The sequence below is a fragment of the Chryseobacterium urinae genome, from assembly GCF_030518295.1.
GTDB lineage: Bacteria > Bacteroidota > Bacteroidia > Flavobacteriales > Weeksellaceae > Chryseobacterium > Chryseobacterium mucoviscidosis.
In genome coordinates this window covers 181,759-200,645 of sequence record NZ_JAULSJ010000003.1, presented here as the reverse complement: position 1 = coordinate 200,645, position 18,887 = coordinate 181,759, and the positions used below count along the sequence as shown (strand labels likewise).

General features: G+C 35.3%; 20 protein-coding genes. 5 read left to right on the top strand and 15 right to left on the bottom strand.

Going from position 1 to position 18,887, the window contains the following annotated elements; genetic code table 11:
• Window positions 1–539 precede the first annotated feature (539 nt).
• On the top strand, window positions 540–683 hold the full coding sequence (locus tag QWT87_RS03335; protein WP_302713590.1) for a hypothetical protein: 144 nt from the start codon (window positions 540–542) through the stop codon (window positions 681–683).
• Window positions 684–698: 15 nt separating this feature from the next.
• On the opposite strand, the gene QWT87_RS03330 is transcribed toward QWT87_RS03335, so the two are convergent.
• The 13 genes from QWT87_RS03330 to QWT87_RS03270 all read right to left on the bottom strand — a co-directional run bounded on the left by QWT87_RS03330 (window position 699) and on the right by QWT87_RS03270 (window position 15,054).
• Window positions 699–1,385, bottom strand: coding sequence for a hypothetical protein (locus tag QWT87_RS03330; RefSeq protein WP_302713588.1), 687 nt, complete (start codon window positions 1,383–1,385; stop codon window positions 699–701).
• A gap of 10 nt (window positions 1,386–1,395) precedes the next feature.
• On the bottom strand, window positions 1,396–2,256 hold the full coding sequence (gene rfbD / locus QWT87_RS03325; protein WP_302713598.1) for a dTDP-4-dehydrorhamnose reductase: 861 nt from the start codon (window positions 2,254–2,256) through the stop codon (window positions 1,396–1,398).
• Window positions 2,256–2,741 carry an acyl-CoA thioesterase gene (locus QWT87_RS03320; protein ID WP_087708421.1) on the bottom strand — a complete coding sequence of 162 codons (486 nt, stop codon included), beginning with the start codon at window positions 2,739–2,741 and terminating at the stop codon, window positions 2,256–2,258. The genes rfbD and QWT87_RS03320 overlap by 1 nt, the downstream gene beginning before the upstream one ends.
• A gap of 72 nt (window positions 2,742–2,813) precedes the next feature.
• The gene (locus QWT87_RS03315) at window positions 2,814–3,317 is read right to left on the bottom strand and encodes an OmpH family outer membrane protein (RefSeq protein ID WP_087708419.1); all 504 of its coding nucleotides are present in this window, start codon (window positions 3,315–3,317) and stop codon (window positions 2,814–2,816) included.
• Window positions 3,318–3,379: 62 nt separating this feature from the next.
• On the bottom strand, window positions 3,380–3,925 hold the full coding sequence (locus tag QWT87_RS03310) for an OmpH family outer membrane protein (RefSeq protein WP_087708479.1): 546 nt from the start codon (window positions 3,923–3,925) through the stop codon (window positions 3,380–3,382).
• An 8-nt stretch (window positions 3,926–3,933) separates the two neighbouring features.
• Window positions 3,934–6,471 (bottom strand): outer membrane protein assembly factor BamA, encoded by a 2,538-nt coding sequence (gene bamA, locus QWT87_RS03305; RefSeq protein ID WP_302713581.1) that lies wholly within the window; start codon window positions 6,469–6,471, stop codon window positions 3,934–3,936.
• A 28-nt stretch (window positions 6,472–6,499) separates the two neighbouring features.
• Entirely contained in the window at window positions 6,500–7,249 is a 750-nt protein-coding gene (locus QWT87_RS03300) for an isoprenyl transferase (protein WP_108408827.1), read from the bottom strand.
• Window position 7,250: 1 nt separating this feature from the next.
• A complete protein-coding gene (gene porG / locus QWT87_RS03295) occupies window positions 7,251–8,144 on the bottom strand; it encodes a type IX secretion system protein PorG (RefSeq protein ID WP_087708414.1) in 894 nt (297 codons plus the stop codon).
• A gap of 213 nt (window positions 8,145–8,357) precedes the next feature.
• Window positions 8,358–10,853 carry an exopolysaccharide transport family protein gene (locus QWT87_RS03290; RefSeq protein WP_302713576.1) on the bottom strand — a complete coding sequence of 832 codons (2,496 nt, stop codon included), beginning with the start codon at window positions 10,851–10,853 and terminating at the stop codon, window positions 8,358–8,360.
• A gap of 4 nt (window positions 10,854–10,857) precedes the next feature.
• Complete coding sequence (locus tag QWT87_RS03285) at window positions 10,858–11,727, bottom strand: polysaccharide biosynthesis/export family protein (protein ID WP_087708477.1); 870 nt, start codon at window positions 11,725–11,727, stop codon at window positions 10,858–10,860.
• A 33-nt stretch (window positions 11,728–11,760) separates the two neighbouring features.
• Window positions 11,761–12,888, bottom strand: a complete 1,128-nt coding sequence (locus tag QWT87_RS03280) for a glycosyltransferase family 4 protein (RefSeq protein WP_273077023.1) — start codon at window positions 12,886–12,888, stop codon at window positions 11,761–11,763.
• Window positions 12,889–12,978: 90 nt separating this feature from the next.
• A complete protein-coding gene (locus tag QWT87_RS03275; protein WP_302713572.1) occupies window positions 12,979–13,980 on the bottom strand; it encodes a glycosyltransferase family 2 protein in 1,002 nt (333 codons plus the stop codon).
• Between the two features lie 3 nt (window positions 13,981–13,983).
• Window positions 13,984–15,054, bottom strand: a complete 1,071-nt coding sequence (locus QWT87_RS03270; RefSeq protein ID WP_302713570.1) for a formimidoylglutamase — start codon at window positions 15,052–15,054, stop codon at window positions 13,984–13,986.
• A gap of 168 nt (window positions 15,055–15,222) precedes the next feature.
• Between QWT87_RS03270 and QWT87_RS03265 the strand changes: the two genes are divergently transcribed.
• From QWT87_RS03265 to QWT87_RS03250, 4 genes are all read left to right on the top strand, one after another.
• Window positions 15,223–15,606, top strand: coding sequence for a hypothetical protein (locus QWT87_RS03265; RefSeq protein ID WP_302713568.1), 384 nt, complete (start codon window positions 15,223–15,225; stop codon window positions 15,604–15,606).
• Between the two features lie 98 nt (window positions 15,607–15,704).
• A complete protein-coding gene (locus tag QWT87_RS03260; RefSeq protein WP_302713566.1) occupies window positions 15,705–16,361 on the top strand; it encodes a hypothetical protein in 657 nt (218 codons plus the stop codon).
• A gap of 27 nt (window positions 16,362–16,388) precedes the next feature.
• Complete coding sequence (locus QWT87_RS03255; protein ID WP_302713564.1) at window positions 16,389–16,841, top strand: hypothetical protein; 453 nt, start codon at window positions 16,389–16,391, stop codon at window positions 16,839–16,841.
• A 29-nt stretch (window positions 16,842–16,870) separates the two neighbouring features.
• The gene (locus QWT87_RS03250; protein ID WP_302713562.1) at window positions 16,871–17,353 is read left to right on the top strand and encodes a hypothetical protein; all 483 of its coding nucleotides are present in this window, start codon (window positions 16,871–16,873) and stop codon (window positions 17,351–17,353) included.
• 62 nt (window positions 17,354–17,415) lie between these two features.
• On the opposite strand, the gene QWT87_RS03245 is transcribed toward QWT87_RS03250, so the two are convergent.
• Both QWT87_RS03245 and QWT87_RS03240 read right to left on the bottom strand, forming a co-directional pair.
• The gene (locus tag QWT87_RS03245; protein ID WP_302713560.1) at window positions 17,416–18,156 is read right to left on the bottom strand and encodes a DUF6261 family protein; all 741 of its coding nucleotides are present in this window, start codon (window positions 18,154–18,156) and stop codon (window positions 17,416–17,418) included.
• A gap of 218 nt (window positions 18,157–18,374) precedes the next feature.
• The gene (locus QWT87_RS03240; RefSeq protein ID WP_302713558.1) at window positions 18,375–18,743 is read right to left on the bottom strand and encodes a helix-turn-helix domain-containing protein; all 369 of its coding nucleotides are present in this window, start codon (window positions 18,741–18,743) and stop codon (window positions 18,375–18,377) included.
• Between the last annotated feature and the right edge of the window lie 144 nt (window positions 18,744–18,887).

The following is an 18,887-nucleotide window of genomic DNA, read 5'->3' as shown; positions in this document are numbered from 1 at the left end:
CTGTTTCGTATTTGCGAGTGCAAAAGTAATAACTTATTTTCATCTGACCAAATGTTTTGAAAGAAAATTTTAAAGTTTTTTTTCTGTAACCTTAACTCCTCTCTAAACCTCAATCATCCACTCCTGCGCTTCCCCGTTTAGGGACTGCAAAGATACTGATCTTTTTTATTCCCGCAAGTTTTATTTTAAGTTTTTTTTATTTTAAAATAATGAAGGAAAATACCAGGATCTCTTAAAAAAGACGTATCGCCTCTTTTCAGGAATCGTAAATTATATGCTTGTCTAAAAGCTCTTTTGCGCTTACTGATCCTCTCTCGTTTTCAGTGGGGCAAAGATAGAGACTTTAACCTTCCTCTTCCAAATATATTTAACATAATATTTACGCTGAAATGCTTATTGTGGGTAAATTTATATCATAAAATACTGGTTTATTTATGTTTATATGGGTATTTACAGTTTTCCACATTAATCGATTTGATAGTTTTAATTCTGAAAAACCGTTGAACGGACAGTGAAATCATGGAAGACAGACGGAAATATTGAGTTCTGAAGAAAAATTTTGTTGCATTGAATGGGAAAATGAAAGGGTTGAGGGTGGAAGTGTTGGAGAGAAAGGAGTTTGTGGGCTGAGAAAAAAGATGAAGAAGAAAAGTTTTTTGAGGAGGCAAGGAAATTATTTATAAATGAAAAAGCAGAGTTTAATTACTCTGCTTTTCTTTATTATATATGGTGCTTAAAAATTCTCCGTAGGATTTTTCGAGACCGATGATATCGCCACTTTTTAGATTAAGTCCGCCTACTCCGCTTTCGTCTGATTTTATTTTTGTAGCCGAAATCTGAAAATACTGATTAGAACTATTGTCTTTAGGCTGAATTTTGATGGTTGAGCCTAATAACTTTTTAGTTGAAATTGTATAGACTTCACCGGAAACCGTTTTCAGTTTTAAGTATGATCTTGGTGAAAGTACATAATCGGTTTTATTGATCGCAATTTTCTGATTTTTTTCTGAAGAAGCGAAAATGTACATATATCCTGTCTGATCTTTGAATTGATCTTTTGGAAGAAAATAAAGATTTAATCTGTAATTGGAAGGATTGAAATTCTGGGGAGTTCCATCAATATTTTCAAAAGGTTTCCATGAAAATGCATTGGCTCCGATTTCTTTTGCCTTCTTATACACTAATGAAAAAACTTCATCGTCGTATTTCCAGAATCCCTGAACTTCGACTTCGCCCAAATATTCGGCATCTTTTATTTCTTCATTAATTTTGTACAGGAATTTATCGGTATTCTCTTTCGTTTTTTGAACTTTCGTAAGATACACATTTTGTGCGCTGCAAAGCTGGGTAAGAAAAGCGAAAGCAACAATGATGAGATTTTTCATTCTATATATATTATTGTGTAAGAATGGTAACGCATTCTTCGAGACTATTTTCCCAATATTTGGGTTCGATTTTATAAACTTCTTCAATTTTATCGAGAGACATCGTGCTTCTTTTCGGTCTTTTTGCCGGAGTAGGATATTGCTCGGTAGTTAAAGGATTTAATTTAACTGAAGATTTAGAAAATTCAGCTATTTTTTCAGCAAATTCAAACCAGCTTGTTTCGGGATAGTTTGAGAAGTGGAAAACGCCGTATTTTTTTTCTTTTGCTTCAATGATGTCCATGATGGCTTCAGCCAGATCGTTTGCATTGGTAGGCTGCCCGAACTGATCTGCCACAATTCCCAATTCGTCTTTCTGAGAAAAAAGATTGAGCATTGTTTTCACAAAATTTTTATTGAACTCGGAATACAGCCATGAAGTTCTTAAAATAATGGTTTTCGGATTAATTTCCAGTGCAAGTTCTTCTCCTTTTAATTTGGATTCGCCGTACACTCCGATCGGACTTGTGAAATCGTCTTCGGAATAACTTAAATTGGTTTCTCCGTCAAAGACATAATCTGTGGAAACGTGGATAAACGTTGTTTTAGCATCTTTACACGCCTGTGCAAGGGAAGCAACACCTTCTGCATTTACCGCAAAGGCTTTTTCTTTTTCAGTTTCTGCAAGATCTACTGCTGTGTACGCTGAAGCATTGATACAGTAATCCGGTTTATTTTCTGTAAAAACAGTATTGATCTGATCTTCGTTGGTGATATCTAAAGTCTGCGAATCTGTAAAAATGAATTCATAATCCAGCTCAAAATCCGGAGCAATTTTTCTGATGCAGTTTCCTAACTGCCCGTTTCCTCCTACTACTAAAATTTTTTTCATCATGAGTTTCTCGCGTTTTGTGATCTTAAATATTTAACTCTCGACTGGAAATCTTTCTGTTCCAAATCTACATAAAACTTATTGAATGTTTCTTTAATTTCTTCGGGGTGTACTTCCGATTTTCTGGTTTTAACATTGAAGTAGATTACCGTAACCCATAATACTGCATGAATTGTTTTTTCGTCTAAACTTTTCATCAGGATTTCTACTTTTGCCGTTCTGTCTGCCACTTCAATGGTCTTGCTGCTGATAACAACCGAGGTATTATACCGTACTTCCTTTAAATAGGCTATTTCATTCTGAATTGCAATCCACGTGCACCCCGTCATTTTGGTGTATTCTTCATAGGTGAAACCATAAAATGTTTCCACATGATCTTCTCTGGCATTGAACATATAGTCCAGATATTTCACGTTGTTTAAATGACCAATGGGATCGCAGTCGCTGAATCTGACCTTTACCGTGGTTGATACTTCTTTTTCCATTCCGCAAAAATAAAAAAACCACCTCGAAGTGAGATGGTTCATGTTTATAAATATTTATTAATTTCTAAAAAATTACTGAATATTCAATTCTTTTTTCACTGCAGCTGTAGCATCTGGTCCTCCTTTGAATACGAATGCAGAAGAATTTGCATCCATTATATAGTCATAACCGTTAGCTTTTGCTACTTTAGACACAGCCTCGTTCAGTTTTTTCTCGATTGGTTCGTAAGCAAGATCCTGCTTAGCCACGAAATCTTTCTGAGCTTTATCGTTCATCTGCTGGATTTCTTCCTGCATTTTTGCCAATTCTGCTTCTCTTGCTTTGTTTTCTTCAGCTGTTTTCTTTGGAGCTTCTTCAGAATACTGCTTTAATTTAGCCTGTCCTGCATCTGCTTTTTTCTTGATTTCTGCCTGTTTAGTATCTAAGAAAGTTTTAAGATCCGCATCTGCTTTTTTCTTTTCAGGCATTGCGTTAAGAATTCCTATAACATCTAAAGTTGCAATTTTTTGAGCTTTTGCCATACCTACCGATACAACCATCATTACCGCTGCAAATAATACACTTAATTTTTTCATAACTGGTAAATAAATAATTTAATTTTGTTTTTAGATTTGTAAATGTAATAAAAGTTAAACTTTTATTTTTTTGTTTTGCCTTTTTCTTTGGGTTCAGCATCTTTTAATAAGATTGCTAAAACTTTATCCGAATAGTCGGATCTTTTCTGAAGAAAAATAACATTATTGCTTGTTTTATCTAAAACTATCGCCAAACCGTTCTTTTCAGACATTGTTTTGATAGCTTCCCAGATCTGATCCTGAAAAGGCTGAACCAGATTTGTTCTCAGTTTCTTTATTTCTCCGGTGGCACCAAAACGTAAACTCGTTGTTGTTTTGATGTTTTTTTCCAGATCCATTACTTCTTTTTCTCTCAATTTAAGCTGATCTCCGATTAAAAGAACTTTTTCACTTTCAAAAGCAGATCTTTTTCTTTCGTATTCAGACTGAAGGTTCTGAAGTTCGGACTGCCATGTGTCAATCTGTGCATTCAGTCTTGCTTCGGCTTCTTTATATTGAGGCATTTTATTCAGGATGTATTCGGTATCTACAACGCCTACTTTCTGTGCATTGCTTAAACCGAAAAGCAGGAATAAAACAAATGATAAAACAATTCTAAAATTTTTCATAGGGTGGATTATAATGATTGGTTCATCAAGAAGTGTGTCTTCCATCCAGAAGGCTCAGTTCCTGAAACTGTTTTGTCGAATCCGTAAGCGAAATCAAATCCAATTAAACCAAATGCTCCCATATATACTCTTACACCGATACCTACTGATCTTTTCAATTGGAATGGATTATAATTTCCCCAAGAATTCCAAACGTTACCTCCTTCCGCAAACGTTAATGCATAAATTTTTGCAGTCTGGTTCAATGAAATCGGGTATCTTAATTCTAACGTAAATCTGTTATAAATAGTACCTCCTCCTGTTGGAGTAATATCTTCAGAAGTTCCTCCGTAGGTAGAAGCATTTTCATAACCTCTTAACGGAATTAATTCTCTACCATCATATCTACCTCCGAATAAACCTGTACCTCCTACATAGAATCTTTCAAACGGCGGTGCTCCCAATTTAGAGTTATATCCGTCCATGAAGCCCATTTCCGCAGAAGATCTCAATACCAATTTTCCAATAATTTCATTGTATACATCTGCTTTGAACTTCACTTTATAGAATTCCATCCACTTGTATTTCTCTGTAGGACTTAAAGTAGAATAATCTTTATTGTTGAATGCAGAATATGGCAATGTAAATTTCACCGAAAGGTCTATGTTTGAACCTACTGTCGGGAAAATCGGGTCGATACCTGCAGAGTTTCTGCTTAATCCTAAGTTGATACTTAAGTTGTTGGCAGAACCATAATATTCTGTAGCATCACCAAACTGGAACGGATAGTTCTTAAAGTCATACTTCTGGTACTGAAGACCTGTATACAATGAGAAATAATCATCCGGCCATTTTAATAATCTGTTTAAACCTACGGAAGCCGAGAATATGTTAAGCTTCTGTGCATTTCCGTAAACATCAGAATATTTTACTCGGGAATTGTTCAAACTTACAGAAAGTGCAGTCGGTCTAGTTCCGAACAACCAAGGTTCTGTAAATGAAACTCCGTAATTCTGGAAATATTGTCCAGCCTGTGCCTGAAGAGACAACGTCTGTCCGTCACCTTGAGGAACCGGCTTAAAGTCTTTGAATTTAAGGAAATTCTTTAACGAGAAGTTATTGAATGTCAATCCTAAAGTTCCGATGAAGCTGTTACCTCCGTAACCTGCCTGTAACTGAACCTGTGAAGAACCTTTTTCAACCAGCTTCCAGTTGATATCTACCGTATTATCCTGCTGATTCGGCTGAATATCCTGTCCAACCTGTTGAGGATCAAAAAACTGCATTCCTGCTAAATCGAAATATGTTCTCTTGATATCACTTTTAGCAAATAAATTTCCTGGTTTTGTTCTTAAAGCTCTGAGGATAACGTGGTCATGGGTAGTTGTATTCCCTTCCCATGTTACTTTATTCCAAGTTGCTTTTTCACCTTCATTGATGCGGATTTCAAGATTAATTTTATCTCCATCTACCGATTTTTCGACCGGTGTAACATTTGAGAAAAGATAACCGTTGTTCATATAAACGGATTTGATATCAGAATCATCCTCTTTTCCTCCGTCTTCCCCTACTTTTTTGTTGAAACCTACCGCATCATAAATCTCACCTTTTTTGTATCCTAAAAGTCTTTGCAAATAGTCTGTAGAATATACAGTATTTCCGGTGAACGTAATATCTCCGATGTAATACTGTTTTCCTTCCTTAAGTTTTACATTGATCTCGTAATTGTTTCTTTTGTTTCTCCAAACAGAGTCTGAAACAATGGCAGCATCTCTATAACCTAAAGAGTTATAATAATTAATCAGGTTCTGCTTGTCTTCCTGATATTTATCTTCAATGAATTTTGAAGATTTCAGGATTCCGCCAATACCAAATCTTTTTTGTTTTGTTTCTTTAAAGGCTTTTTTTCTAAGTTTTCTGTCGGATACATACTGATTTCCTTCGAATTCGATATGATCGATCTTGATTCTTTTGCCTTTATCTACATTAATCGTCCAGTCTACTAAATTAGGATCTCCTGCATTTACTTTTTCCTGAATGGAAATTTTAGCATCTGCATATCCTTTTTTAATGAAATCTTTCGGAACATTTGTTTTAAGACTTGAAACTAAGTTCTGTGTAATTTTTGTTCCCGGCTTCAGATTATTGTCTTTAGCCATTTTTTCATTTTTGGACTTTCCGATTCCTTTACCCGTAAATTTAACCTCTCCAAGATCCTTCAGATCCTGCAGATAAAATTTCAGAATAACGGTTTCGCCTTCAATACTTTGCACATACACTTCTACTTCAGAAAAAGATTGAGTGTCCCAAAGTTTTTTTACCGCATTGCTGATTTTCTGCCCCGGAATATCTACTGATTCTCCTTTTACCAGACCTGTAAATCTCAGGATCTGAGCCGGCGTATATTTTTTAACCCCATCTACAACGATGTCTTTTAAGGTGTACGTCCCTGCTTGGTTTTCTGCTTGTACAGATTTGCTCACCTGTGTGCTGTCCTGTGGAGTTACCTGTCCATAAAAATGTGCAGAAGCAACAAACATAATGATGGGTAATAGTCTAAACTTCATTTTATCGTAGTCTTTCTTTTCTTAAATTTTACTGAATTTTTATCTGTTCTCCGGTTTTACCGAATCTTCTTTCTTTGTTTTGATAATCTACAATACACTGAAAGAAAATATCTTTTGAAAAATCCGGCCACAGAACGTTTAAAAACTGCAGTTCTGCATAGGCGATCTGCCAAAGGAGAAAATTACTGATTCTGATCTCACCGCTGGTTCTTATTAAAAGATCTACGGGTGGAAAATCTTTTGTGTAGAGGTGACTTTCGAATAATTTTTCATCGATGTCTTCAATGTCTACCTTTCCTTCCTTTACGTCTTCGCTGATGCTTTTAACGGCATTTAGTATTTCATGCTGCGAACCATAGCTGATTGCCAGTACCAAATTGCCTTTTGTGTTTTCTTTTGTAAGTTCCACCACACGTAAAAGCTGATCTTTTACCAGTGAGGGAAGTTTTTCGAGATTTCCAATAACGTGCATTCTTAACCCTTTGCTGAAAATTTCTTCCGCTTCAAGCAATAAGGTTTCTACAAGTAAATTCATTAAAGTATTTACTTCCTCTGCCGGACGGTTCCAGTTTTCCGAAGAAAAGGTATAAAGAGTTAAATACGGAATATGTATCTCATTACACGCATTTATGGCATTTCTTACCGCATCAATGGCATTCTTGTGACCAAAAGTTCTTTCTTCGCCACGAGATTTTGCCCATCTTCCGTTACCATCCATGATGATAGCCACATGCTGTGGTAAATTCTCAGGATCTATTTTATCTTTTATCAACGACATATTAATCACAATAACATGGAGGTCTTCCAAACGAATAAGTAAGCCCAAGACTCACTGTATTTATCCAGTCTTTAGACTTAAAGTCTCCAACGTTCCTTTCTCCTATAATTGCAGCTTCTCTTTCTTTAGACACTACATAATAAGCATCTGTCTGCAAAAGAGATCCGCCTGTAACGGGGCTCAGAATATCTCCGTTATATGTAGCCACTACATCCTTGCTTTGAATTTTGCTGTAATCCAACTGATCCGTAAGCGTATATCTGAATGTAGCTTCTGCAAAAATTGCCCAGTTATAATTAAATTTATATTTTAAACCTACTCCAAAAGGAATATGCATTGTAGTTTTGGTTCCTGTAGAATACACCGGAGTTGTTGTAAAATCCAGCTCATTAATTGGAGCCTGCGCCACACCATCTGCATCTCTTCTGAAATCATTAACTAACGTAGCTTTAGGCGCATCGAACATTAAAGCTCCCACCCCACCGAAAATATATGGGCTTACCATACTTTTCTGCTCGTTGTTTACCGGGAAGAAATTATATTCGAAGACTAAGCTTGCTTCGTAAACATTATTTTTCCCGAATGAGTTTCTGTTTTTTCTATATTCTTCTTTCGCCACCTTATCGTTGAACTGGATCTGATTATATCCAAGATCCAATCTTACAGTCTGGTGAGGATTAAAATTAAATCTGTATAAAATTCCACCATAAAAAGGAACACCCCAATCTGACGCTTTACTTAAATCCAATGGCTTTTGTAAAATATAATTCGTTCTCCCTATATCCCCAACTAGGTTACTCATACCTAGACGAACTCCAAGTTCGTTTCTTTGTGCTTTAACACTTACCACAGTTCCTAGAGCGGCAAGGAAGCTAAACAATAATTTTCTATTCATAAAAGAATATGGATTTATGGTTATTTTAAAATTTAATTTTTGCAAATATAAAACTTTTTTATATTAATGATAATCTTAATGTTTAGTTAAAAATAAACAAAAAAACATAATTTGTTATAAAGTAAACGACAAACTAGCAAATTTATTCTTTTTTTAATAGAATGAAAATTATCATGATATAATAAACCCCCATTAAATGAGGGCTTAAATGTATTATTTTTTATTGAATAATGACTGTACTTTATTTCTAATTCTTATCAGCATTGGTTCTTTGTAATTTTTGTCTTCATCAAAATAGCCATAACCATATCCATAACCGTATCCATAGCCGTATCCGTAACCATAACCCTGCTTTGTATTGTAGTCGTTATACACAAGACCTAAGTGCCCTATTTCTCCGCCATGATATTTTTCTGTAATCATTTTCAGCATATATTTCTCCGTATATTCATGACGAACTACATAAATATTGGCGTCTGAGTGCTTCATCAGTTCATAAGAATCTGCAACAAGACCTACCGGAGGAGAATCTATAATGATAAAATCATACATCTTTTTAAGGTCTTCAATGAACTTGATATTTTTATCACTCATCAATAACTCGGACGGATTCGGAGGAATAGGTCCCGAAGTCGCCACATCAAGGTTCGGAATTCTTGTTTTGTTGATAATCTGGCTCATTTCCACTTCTCCTGTAAGATAGTTTGAAATTCCGAATTTATTATCAATCTTAAAGTCTCCGAAAATCTTAGGCTTTCTTAAATCCATTCCCAAAAGGATGGTTTTCTTATCACTTAATCCCAGAACAGAAGCTAAATTAATAGAGACATAGGTTTTTCCTTCGCCTCCAACTGAGGACGTTACCAAAATAACCTTACTTCCTCCATTTTCTCCGGATAAGAATCTTACATTGGCTCTAACTCCCCTGAAAGCTTCTGAAACGGAAGATTTTGGCTGATCCAGAACAGTAAGCATATTCTCATGACTGTTGTTTCCGATAACTCCAAGAAGCGGAATTTTAGTTGCATTAAGTAATTCTTTAATGTTTCTGATCTTGCTGTCCAGTATCTCACCCAGCAGAATAAACAGTAACGGCAAAGCAAGAAGTCCTCCGATGATTGCCGCTTTTGTTGCCTTTACATTAGGACCTATCGGCGGCTGTCCTACATTTTTAGCAGGGTCGATTACGCTGATGTCCGATTGGTTTGCTGCCATTCTTAGCTGAGTATCATTCTGTCTCGTCAGTAAACTGTTATAAGTAGCTTCAATCATGTTATATCCTCTCTCTGCATCTAAATATTTTCTCTGCTTTTCAGGATATGTTGCCAGTTCGGAATTTGCATCCCCAACTTTTTGGTTAATTTTATTAATTTCCGTGTAATATGCTGTATAATAATTTCTTAAAGCCCCATTTGAACTAACCTTTGCTTCATCAATCAGTCTGTTGATTTCTCTCATCGGTTCAGAATTTAGCTTGTAGATTAAAGCCATTTCCCTTCTTTTAAGATATAAAGCTTTTAGCTCTGCTACAGAAGCACTGAAAAGTCCATCCTGAAAACCTGCAGCATTGGTACTGATCATTTTTTCAAAATTCTGGCTTTCCAAGCTGTTTTTAATCTGATTCAGAGAGCTTATTTTGCTTTCAATATCTGCCTTCTTTGCTTCAAGATCTTTTATTTCTGTTAAAGACTTTTCATCCCTGTCTTTAATATCGTACAGCTTTTCTGTTGTTTTCATGTAATTCAGAACATTAGCACTCGAGTCTAATTTTTTTCTGATATTATCCAGATTTTCCTTTAAATAGACATTGGTATTCTGATCTACCAAAACTTTATCTGCCTGTCTTTTTTTCTGAAGCTGTTTTACAGACATATTAAGGAAGTTCACCGTACTGTTAAGATTATAACCGGTCTTGCTGATTATCATAATCGTATTAATCTCCTTATCAAATTCCACACTAATAGTAGAAACAATATCATTAACGGTCTGGTTAACAGTATTTAAGTTGACAATAATATTGGTTAATTTAATTTTCGGTTTTACAGGATTTTTTAACAGCCTGAATCTCAGATTAGGTGAGGTATACCAATCTCCTACACGAATAATTTTATTGGCAGGTCTTTCAAACGGATTAATGGTTGTATAACTTTCAGATTCAAAACTATACAGATTGGGCGATTGTCCTTCTTCCGGCAAAATCACTTCATAGGAGTCTCCTCCTTTTGGAACCAGAGTAATTGGATAATTTACCTGTTGACCGTGCTTTCTGTCGATCTGTAAAAAAACAGGAGAGTCGTCTTTATCCAGATAGGTTGATTTGATGACTCCTTTTGTAGAATAATTTACAAACAGATCAAGCTCTTTAATCAGAAATTCATTGTGGGTTCTGGATAAAAGCATTTTTTTAAGGTAAACTCCGTCCTGATTTCCTCCCTGTCCCCAGATGAAGTTAATAGACTGGCTTGGTGTAAAGTAGCTTGAAGTATTATTGGAAATACTTAAAGATAAGTTGGAGGCATAAATATTCTGGGCATAATATTTACTGTACATCCATGAAATTCCGTAGCCAATAAAAAACATTAATACAAACCAGTACCAGTTTCTCAGCACTCTGCGTAAAAAGTGTTCAATATCGAATAAAGCGAAACTTCCGTGCTTATCTTTCTGCGAATCTGCTTTTTCTACCTTTGTTTCTTTTCCTGGAATCATAATATTAAAGGTTTTTTAGAAGTAGATAGATCGACAATGCAGTGGTAATCACTGAAACTCCTGTTGTTAAGGTCTGGATAGGATCTTTGCCCAATCCGTTCAGACTTTTCGCTCTTGTATTCAGATAGATTTCATCTCCGTTTTGTACGTAATAGTAAGGAGAATTCATAACATCTTCACGAGTAAGATCGATGATCGCTTTTTTAATTCCTTCCGGTAATTTTCTGTGAATTACGATATTTTTACGATCAACCGTTCTGTTTAATCCACCACTGATTGCTAAAGCTTCCGTAATGGTAAGCGTATTTTTATGAACTACTTTTTCGCCGGTAACTCCCGTTGTTTCTACATCTCCTAAAACATAGAATGTAATTCCGTTGGTGTTTAAACGTACTTCAGATTTACCCTCCTGAAAATTTTCATTAACCTTATCCTGAATTTCACTGCTGATTTCTGCAATGGTTCTTCCTTCTGCTTTTATAAATCCTATACCAAAAACGTTAATATCTCCGTTGGCATCTACTTTAAGACCATTAAAATAGAAAACCACATTTCCACCTGTATTTCCTCCACCGGAAGACATCATTCCTCCTCCCGTAGCAATCGTATTTGTAGAAGGCGCTGTGGCAGATCCGGAAGTATTCATGGAAGAATAAAACTGGGCGGCGTCTCCTTTAGGAGTTGTCACAATATTAAGGTTCAAAATATCGTTCTTCGTAATTCTGTAAACCGGAATGTTATAAGGGATCAAACCTTCTTCGTTAATAACAAGGCTTTCACTGGGCTGCATATATCGTACATCTTTTGTAGTGATACAAGAGGTGGTGATTAAAAGCGGCAGGGCTAAAAGTAATAAATGCTTACAATTCTTCATCATATTTTTCAAGTTGTTTGCAAAAGTAAAGATTTAATTGATAGTCTTTTTATTATTCTTCAAAAGATAAATAAAATCTGGAATATAAGCTCCTAAAAAACCCAGGAAAAGTATAATCAGTAATAGAAGATTTACATTTATATGTCTGAAATAATAAGCTACTGTTACAATAAAAAGGTAATACACAACGATATAAAAACTTGATCTTCTGTGTGTAAGATTAAGCTTCAGCAATTTATGATGGATATGGTTTTTATCTGCATCAAATGGCGATTTTTTATTAATTAATCTTACAATGATAACATTCAGGGTGTCCACAATGGGCAGAATTAATATCGCTACCGCTACTACCGGAGCAGACTGAAGATGATATCTTGGAACTCCGGGAAGTTTTTTGTCGATAAAAATATCGATAAAACAAATAGAAGTAAAGGCAAGAAGAAATCCTAAAAGCATAGAACCCGTATCGCCCATAAATATTTTATTGGTTCTGTAATTCGATAAATTATAATACAGAAATGCCAGAACGGCGCCGATGATAATGGCAGATAAAACAACCAGAGGATAATTATATTCTCCCAATCTGTAATAACTGATTCCGAAAAGGGCACTGCATATTACAGAATATCCTCCTGCAAGACCATCAATTCCGTCGATGAGATTAAATGCGTTGATAAGGATGATGAAAGTAACAATACTAAACATAACGCTTATAAAATAGCTCATCTCGTAGATCCCAAAAATCCCGAAAAGACTTCTGATCCTTATGTCTGAACCAATGACTATAAACGCCGAAACCACAATCTGTGCGACCAGTTTTTTATAGGCTCTCATCACCACAATATCATCCATCACCCCAATATAAAGAAGGATTACAAGCGAGGCAAACAGGAATTTATACAGATCAAAGAGTTCGTACGCAAAAATAGACGAACAGATTCCGATGGAGTAGAAAATGGCAATTCCTCCAAGATTAGGAATTTTCCGAAGGTGGGAACTTCTTATTCCCGGTTCGTCCATTAAATTTTTCCTTCGGGAAATCTTGATAATCGTAGGAACGGAGAAATAGGTAATTAAAAAAGAGAACAAAAAACCAAAGCCTACTTTTACATAAAAAATAGGAATCCCCGACTGGTTTAAGAACAATTCAAAATTCTTCATTTTTCTTCTATTCAAGTACTTAGAAGGTTCAGCGACTTAAAAACCTTCTGTCGGCTCATGAGCAACGCAACACAGTACTTACATTTGTGTTTACACTAATTTTCTTATCAGCTTTTTCTGTCCTGCAAAAAACAGCAGATAAAATATCTTTTTTTTCAGTGGCAAAGATAGCAGATAATTCTTATCAAAACGATTATAATTCAATATATCTTTCAATTTCAGCCTTCTATCTTTTATAAATATCTCTAATTTTTCCGACATGTTATAAAAAACCTTCTCATCTTTTACAAAAGCAAGATAAGCCAGAAAAGAATAGACTCCTTCAAAAATCTGAAAATTTTTAAGTTCTTCCTTTCTGTCCGCATATTTGGATTCCCCAAACACCTTTTCCACATCCATTACGGCTTTCAGAATATCAAGCCCTTTTTCTGTGTGCGTTTTGGTAATAGAATCGGTACGTTCCAGATACTGATAATGGAAATTCTGGGTCTGTGAAATCGTGTCACACTCCAGCAAAAGCTGCGGAATAAGCTGAATATCTTCGAAATGAACTCCTTTTTTAAATCTCTTTTCCCGAAAAAGTTCTTTTTTAAACAATTTATTGCACGCAAAATAGCTGAGATCGGAAAAAACAGAAAGGTTTTTCTCGAGATCAATTTTTTCGGGCATATTGGGAATCTGGGTGAGCTTTTGCGTAATATTTCCGTTTTGATCCACTTTCTGGATGTTGCAGATCACCATTTTCGACTGGTGTTTTTCCGCAAGATAAGCCATTTCTTCAAACATGGAAGGCGCAACATAATCGTCACTGTCTACAAATCCGAGATAATCTCCCGTTGCACGGTCTATTCCAAAATTCCGGGCATCACTCAGTCCGCCGTTTTCTTTGGTGAATGGTTTTATTTTTTCGGGATATTTCTGAGCATACTCCTGAATAATCTTTTCCGAATCGTCTTTGCTGCCGTCGTTGATGACCAGAATTTCGATGTTCTGGTGGGTTTGATTAACTAAAGAATCCAGACATTTTGCCAGATAATTTTCAACATTGTAGACGGGAACAATAACAGAAATTTTTGAGGGAACAATTTTCATACACTATATTTTCGTCAGTCGTGCATTCAGCCAGCCTTTTTTGGCATCATCAAAATCTTTTCGGGAACAGGGAACGCAGTTTTCTATATTTTCATCCTCCCCGAAATACCAAAGATTGCTGAAGGTATCTCGTTTGAAGGCATATTGTCTGTCGTCTACCAAAACATAAAACATTTCATAATGTCTTTCTTTCGGGTGTGACCGCTGAATATTGATTCCTTCGATGAGATACCAGATCATTTGCGCTAAAAGCTGATTATTCAGTTGGCTTTCGGAGTAAATATTATAATTAAAAATCCCGACAGATTTTAAATTTTCACTTAGGCCGATTTCCTTCATATATGCGCAGACTTCTCTCCGGTTCAGTCCGTTTACCTGCGGATTCATGGAGAATGGTTCGCTGAAACTTTCGATGGCATCACAGTTTACCGTCACCAGATCCGCTTTCCTGAAGAAGGGTTCTGTCTTTTCGGTGGAATTCATCATTTCGGCAAGTCGGATGATATCAAACTCAACTTCTTTGATTAATCTTACCGAATCTGCTTCATTCAGATGTTTCTGGTAGCCTAAATGATGGTAATTTTTAATGGAAAAAGTTTTCGCTCCGAAAATCTTGCTTAAAAAGGTATGTTCGTTAATCATTTCACCCTGTTTCAGGGAAATAATATTGCTGATCTGCGTATAATTGATGCTTTTGGTATGGAAGTTAAGCGCCGAAAAAAGCGAAAAGGCAAAGTCATTGGAACCGCCCACAATTACCGGAATAGCTCTTTTGTAATGACAAGCCGACAATACTTCCTGCAGAATATAATGAGAATCCTGAACAGATTTTCCTGAAACAAGGTCTCCAAGATCCACAATCGGAATTTCAAAATCCAGTTGCGACAGTTTGTAAAACTCGTTCCTGATCCCTGTAAAATCCTGAACTTCCGCATCACCGTTCGCCCCTCTGTAATCTGAAACGAAAAGAAGCACAATACTGTCTTCCTTTATTTCCTTCGTGATTCCCGCCCCGATTTGCCAGTTTTCTGTCCTGAAATTTCTTGGGGATATGATAAAATCTTCAAAATTCATTTGTAGTCTGCATTGTTTTCACAAACTTACAAAAATATTAGAACTCTTATTTATCTCATTTTAAATACTAAAGCACATCAAAAAAAACAAAATAGTCTATTCTTTCAAACTGATAAAAATTTTAATCTTAAATTTCAGATTCTAAATTAACCGTTAAAACCAAAATACATGAGCAATCCGAAAAGAGACGAATTAAAAAAACTTTTAGCCCCCATCAATAAAGAATTAAGAATACACGGTGGAAATGATAATAAAATTAAAATCACAGGATTAAAAGAAAAACACATTGATTTTCTGTTAGAATTAATCAAGGATCATCTAGAAAAATACAAGGATTTCGCAAGAGCGGACCTTGAAAATTTTCACGCAGAGGATATCAAAGGTCTGGTAAATTATAAAATGCCCGTAAACATTCATGAAATTGATCTTCCGGAGAGTTTCAGTGATCCTGTATCCTGGAAAATAGCGATCGGAAGGCTTAGATTTGGTTCTACACAGGTAATCTTAGAGATAAACAATTGGGAAATTACCGACAGTACACTGGTTGGCTGATTGATCCTAAAAATTTGTTCCGCATGAGTGAAATGTATAAAGATAAGCTTGAAATATAACAGCAGCGCATCCCGATCGGAGACAGACAGGGTTTAGCTTTGTTAGAAAAAACCGAAGGAAATGCAGATGAAGCTGAAAAGTATTTTACAGAAGGACGCACCTCTATCATTGTGAATAAGACCGGAATACCATCTGAAATTGCTCTTCATCATCTTCAGGAAAATAATTTTGATATTAAGCAGACCATCAAAATAATTGAAACTAAATATTTTACCGCAACGGAACTTATTCTAAAGAAAGATCATGATAAGGAGGAAGCTTTGGATAAAATCTTTTCAGCAATTGTAAAAAAATATGACTGGAAAAGAAATTTTCTGAATGATTCCAACAAAATAAAAGATTTTCCAATCGAATTATACAGTTTTGTAACTGTAATGGAATGGCTCTATTTTGAAAACTGGGAAGATTTTGAGAGTGCTTTATTTCATCATCTCGACATTGTAACAGAACAAATGAGGATAAAGCTGAATCTACCTAAACTTGCAGATTATCTTGAAAAAGCCAGATCCATTGCCCATTATTTTTACGAGAAATACGAAACGTCTAAAGATCATAATAATTATGTAAAAGCCACCAATGAACTGCGCAAAAATAAAGAATTTATTGCAGCAGAAGAGAAATTTATCCTCCTGAAACCGCTCCTTGAAGAACGCCTTTATGAATTTGTAAAAAATAATATAGAGAAGTTTCCTTAGAGGATTCTAACAACAAACAGCATTAAAATGACAGAACTAATTTCGGCAATTGATGAAATTATTAAATACGGAATGGAATCCAATGTTAGAAATGAAAATAAAGAAAAATCGTTGGAACGGAATCTGGTAAAGATATATCTTCATTATTTTGAAATTGCAGATCCGTTTGACAGCAATGATTATCCAAAATTTGACAAATCCAGACTTCCGGATATAAGAAAAAATATAATAAGCAATTTTAGCAACTTTGGTTTTTACAAGACAGTGTATAATATCACAGCTATTAATGACAGAGAAGATCTTGCTATTGATGATGCCGTAGATGATTTAAACGATATTATTCTTGATCTTACTGAAACTAAATGGAGAATTGAAAACAACAGTCTTTCGGATGGTCTCTGGTTTTTCAAATTCATTTTTGAAAGCCATACACAGCAACACATTCTCAATCTGCTAAATTACATGAAGCAGAATTCGTAATATAAAAAATTAAACTAAAAATTTAAAGCATGGGATTTCAGTCAATAGTACATGGCAGGATTGTCATTGAAAATAAGCATGAAGAAGCACGAGAAATTATAATAAACTTAGGAAACGAAGACTGGATGTTCAGGACTGAAATGTTTGGTTTGGGAATTTCCGAGTATTCATACTATGAAGATCCTGTTATAACATTTGGAGCGACTTATAAACAAATTGAGTATCATTGGAAAGAATTCATCATAACCTTTGAAAATATTTTAAAACAACTGCATTTTGATACTGCAAAAATTCAGTTGGAAACGGAGATTCTGGGCACTTATAACTTCTTTTGGAAATCAAAAAGAAACAGTACGGTTAAAGAAAATTTTGATGAAAAAGATAAAATAATTGAGACTGAATTATGGTTTTTCGGATTCGGGAACCGGGATCGATGGGGGCTTCTGGAAAGTGAACTGTTGCCCTCCGAAATCTTTAAAATAGATCATTTTAAATATCCTGTAGAAGACTAAAAGTAATTTTTAATTCTGAAAAAAGCACAGACCCAAATCTGTGCTTTCTCTATTTTAAATATTTATTTTTCAGGGGATGCAGAAGGCTTTCCTTTTCTTTTGGCAAGTACATCAGAGAAATACTTTCTCGAATTATTAACAACCGCCAGAACATCCTTATAAAAAGGGTCTGCTTTTAAGTTTGCCATTACAGAGATATAGTCTGTCATCTGTCTGTAATCATCTGTTAAACTTTTTCGCAGTGCCTTTACATCATACACCTGCTTTTGTGATGTCTGATAAGAGCGGTGAGAAAACAGATCATTAAAAGCGGTGTTGGAATCTGCGAGATGATTTACAAATTTTACAATTCCCAATGCCGCTACATGAGAACTATACTCGGGAGAAAGCAGCTTACCAAGCAGTGTGTTCAGCTTATTGGTTTCTTCTTCATAAGCGGCATCTTCTACTCCTTTGTACTGATCCAGTAAAAGCTTCAGGGAAGTATAAGCATCTTTTTCGGCTTCTGTTTTTGCATTTCTGTAAGGTTTTAAAGAATCTTTAAGAGCCTGTACATCTTTGTCTCTTACTTTATCTGCTCCGGCAATTTTCTCGGTTTCTTCACTGGCGCGTATCTGGTCCAGTGCGCTGTTGTAGGCAGGGAGCTGATTCTGGATTTTATCAAACAGCGTTTTAAAGTCTCCGTCTGTATTGGCGTCTAAAGACGTCTGGGCAAAATCTTCAAAGAAACGAACGATGAACTGCCCAAATTCGGCATGGTGTAACGACGGGATGTGTACCGAAGTAAGTTTTAATTTTTCCATTGTGTATTTTTTTTGAATTAATTTTTCTTTATCTGCTGTATAATTTGTGTCTTTATTTTTTGGTTTATACTTTCTCTGCCCGAGACGAAGCCAAACCGTTTGGGTTTACACTTTCTCGGAGCGAGACGGAGTGTCTCTCTTTCAGGCTGAATTTTCTCATCCCGAGAAACTAAGAACCTGTTTTGGTTTTAGTATTCTCTGCCCGAGAATGCTTCTCCCTATTTTTCTTTTAACAGTTTTTCTATCAATTTATTTTGTGAATCGATGAGGTTGGCTATCTGCTCCTGATTTTTCAGGATCGCTTCCAGCATTTCAGGAGACTGAATATTGATTGTTCCGTGCACTAAATTTACACCTCCTTCGAACTTTTCTATTTGATTAATATTGGTGATCTTATCATCAAACAATTGGTTCATATCTACATCCAGCTCCTTTGCAATTTTGCTTAATAACAGAGAATTAGGAATACTCTTATCCGATTCTATATTAGAAATTGTACTTTGGGTAACATCTAAACGCAATGCAAGGTCGTCCTGAGATAATCTTTTGGCTTCACGGTATTGTCTTACTTTGGTTCCTAAGCTCATTGTATTAAAATTTTAATCAAAAATATTAAAATAATAATGATATATAAAGAAATTTCATTTTACTTTTGTTAAAATTCATCATCATGTAGAGATTTATTTATTAAATTTAGACAACAAAAAACAAATGCTTATGACAAAAAAAAT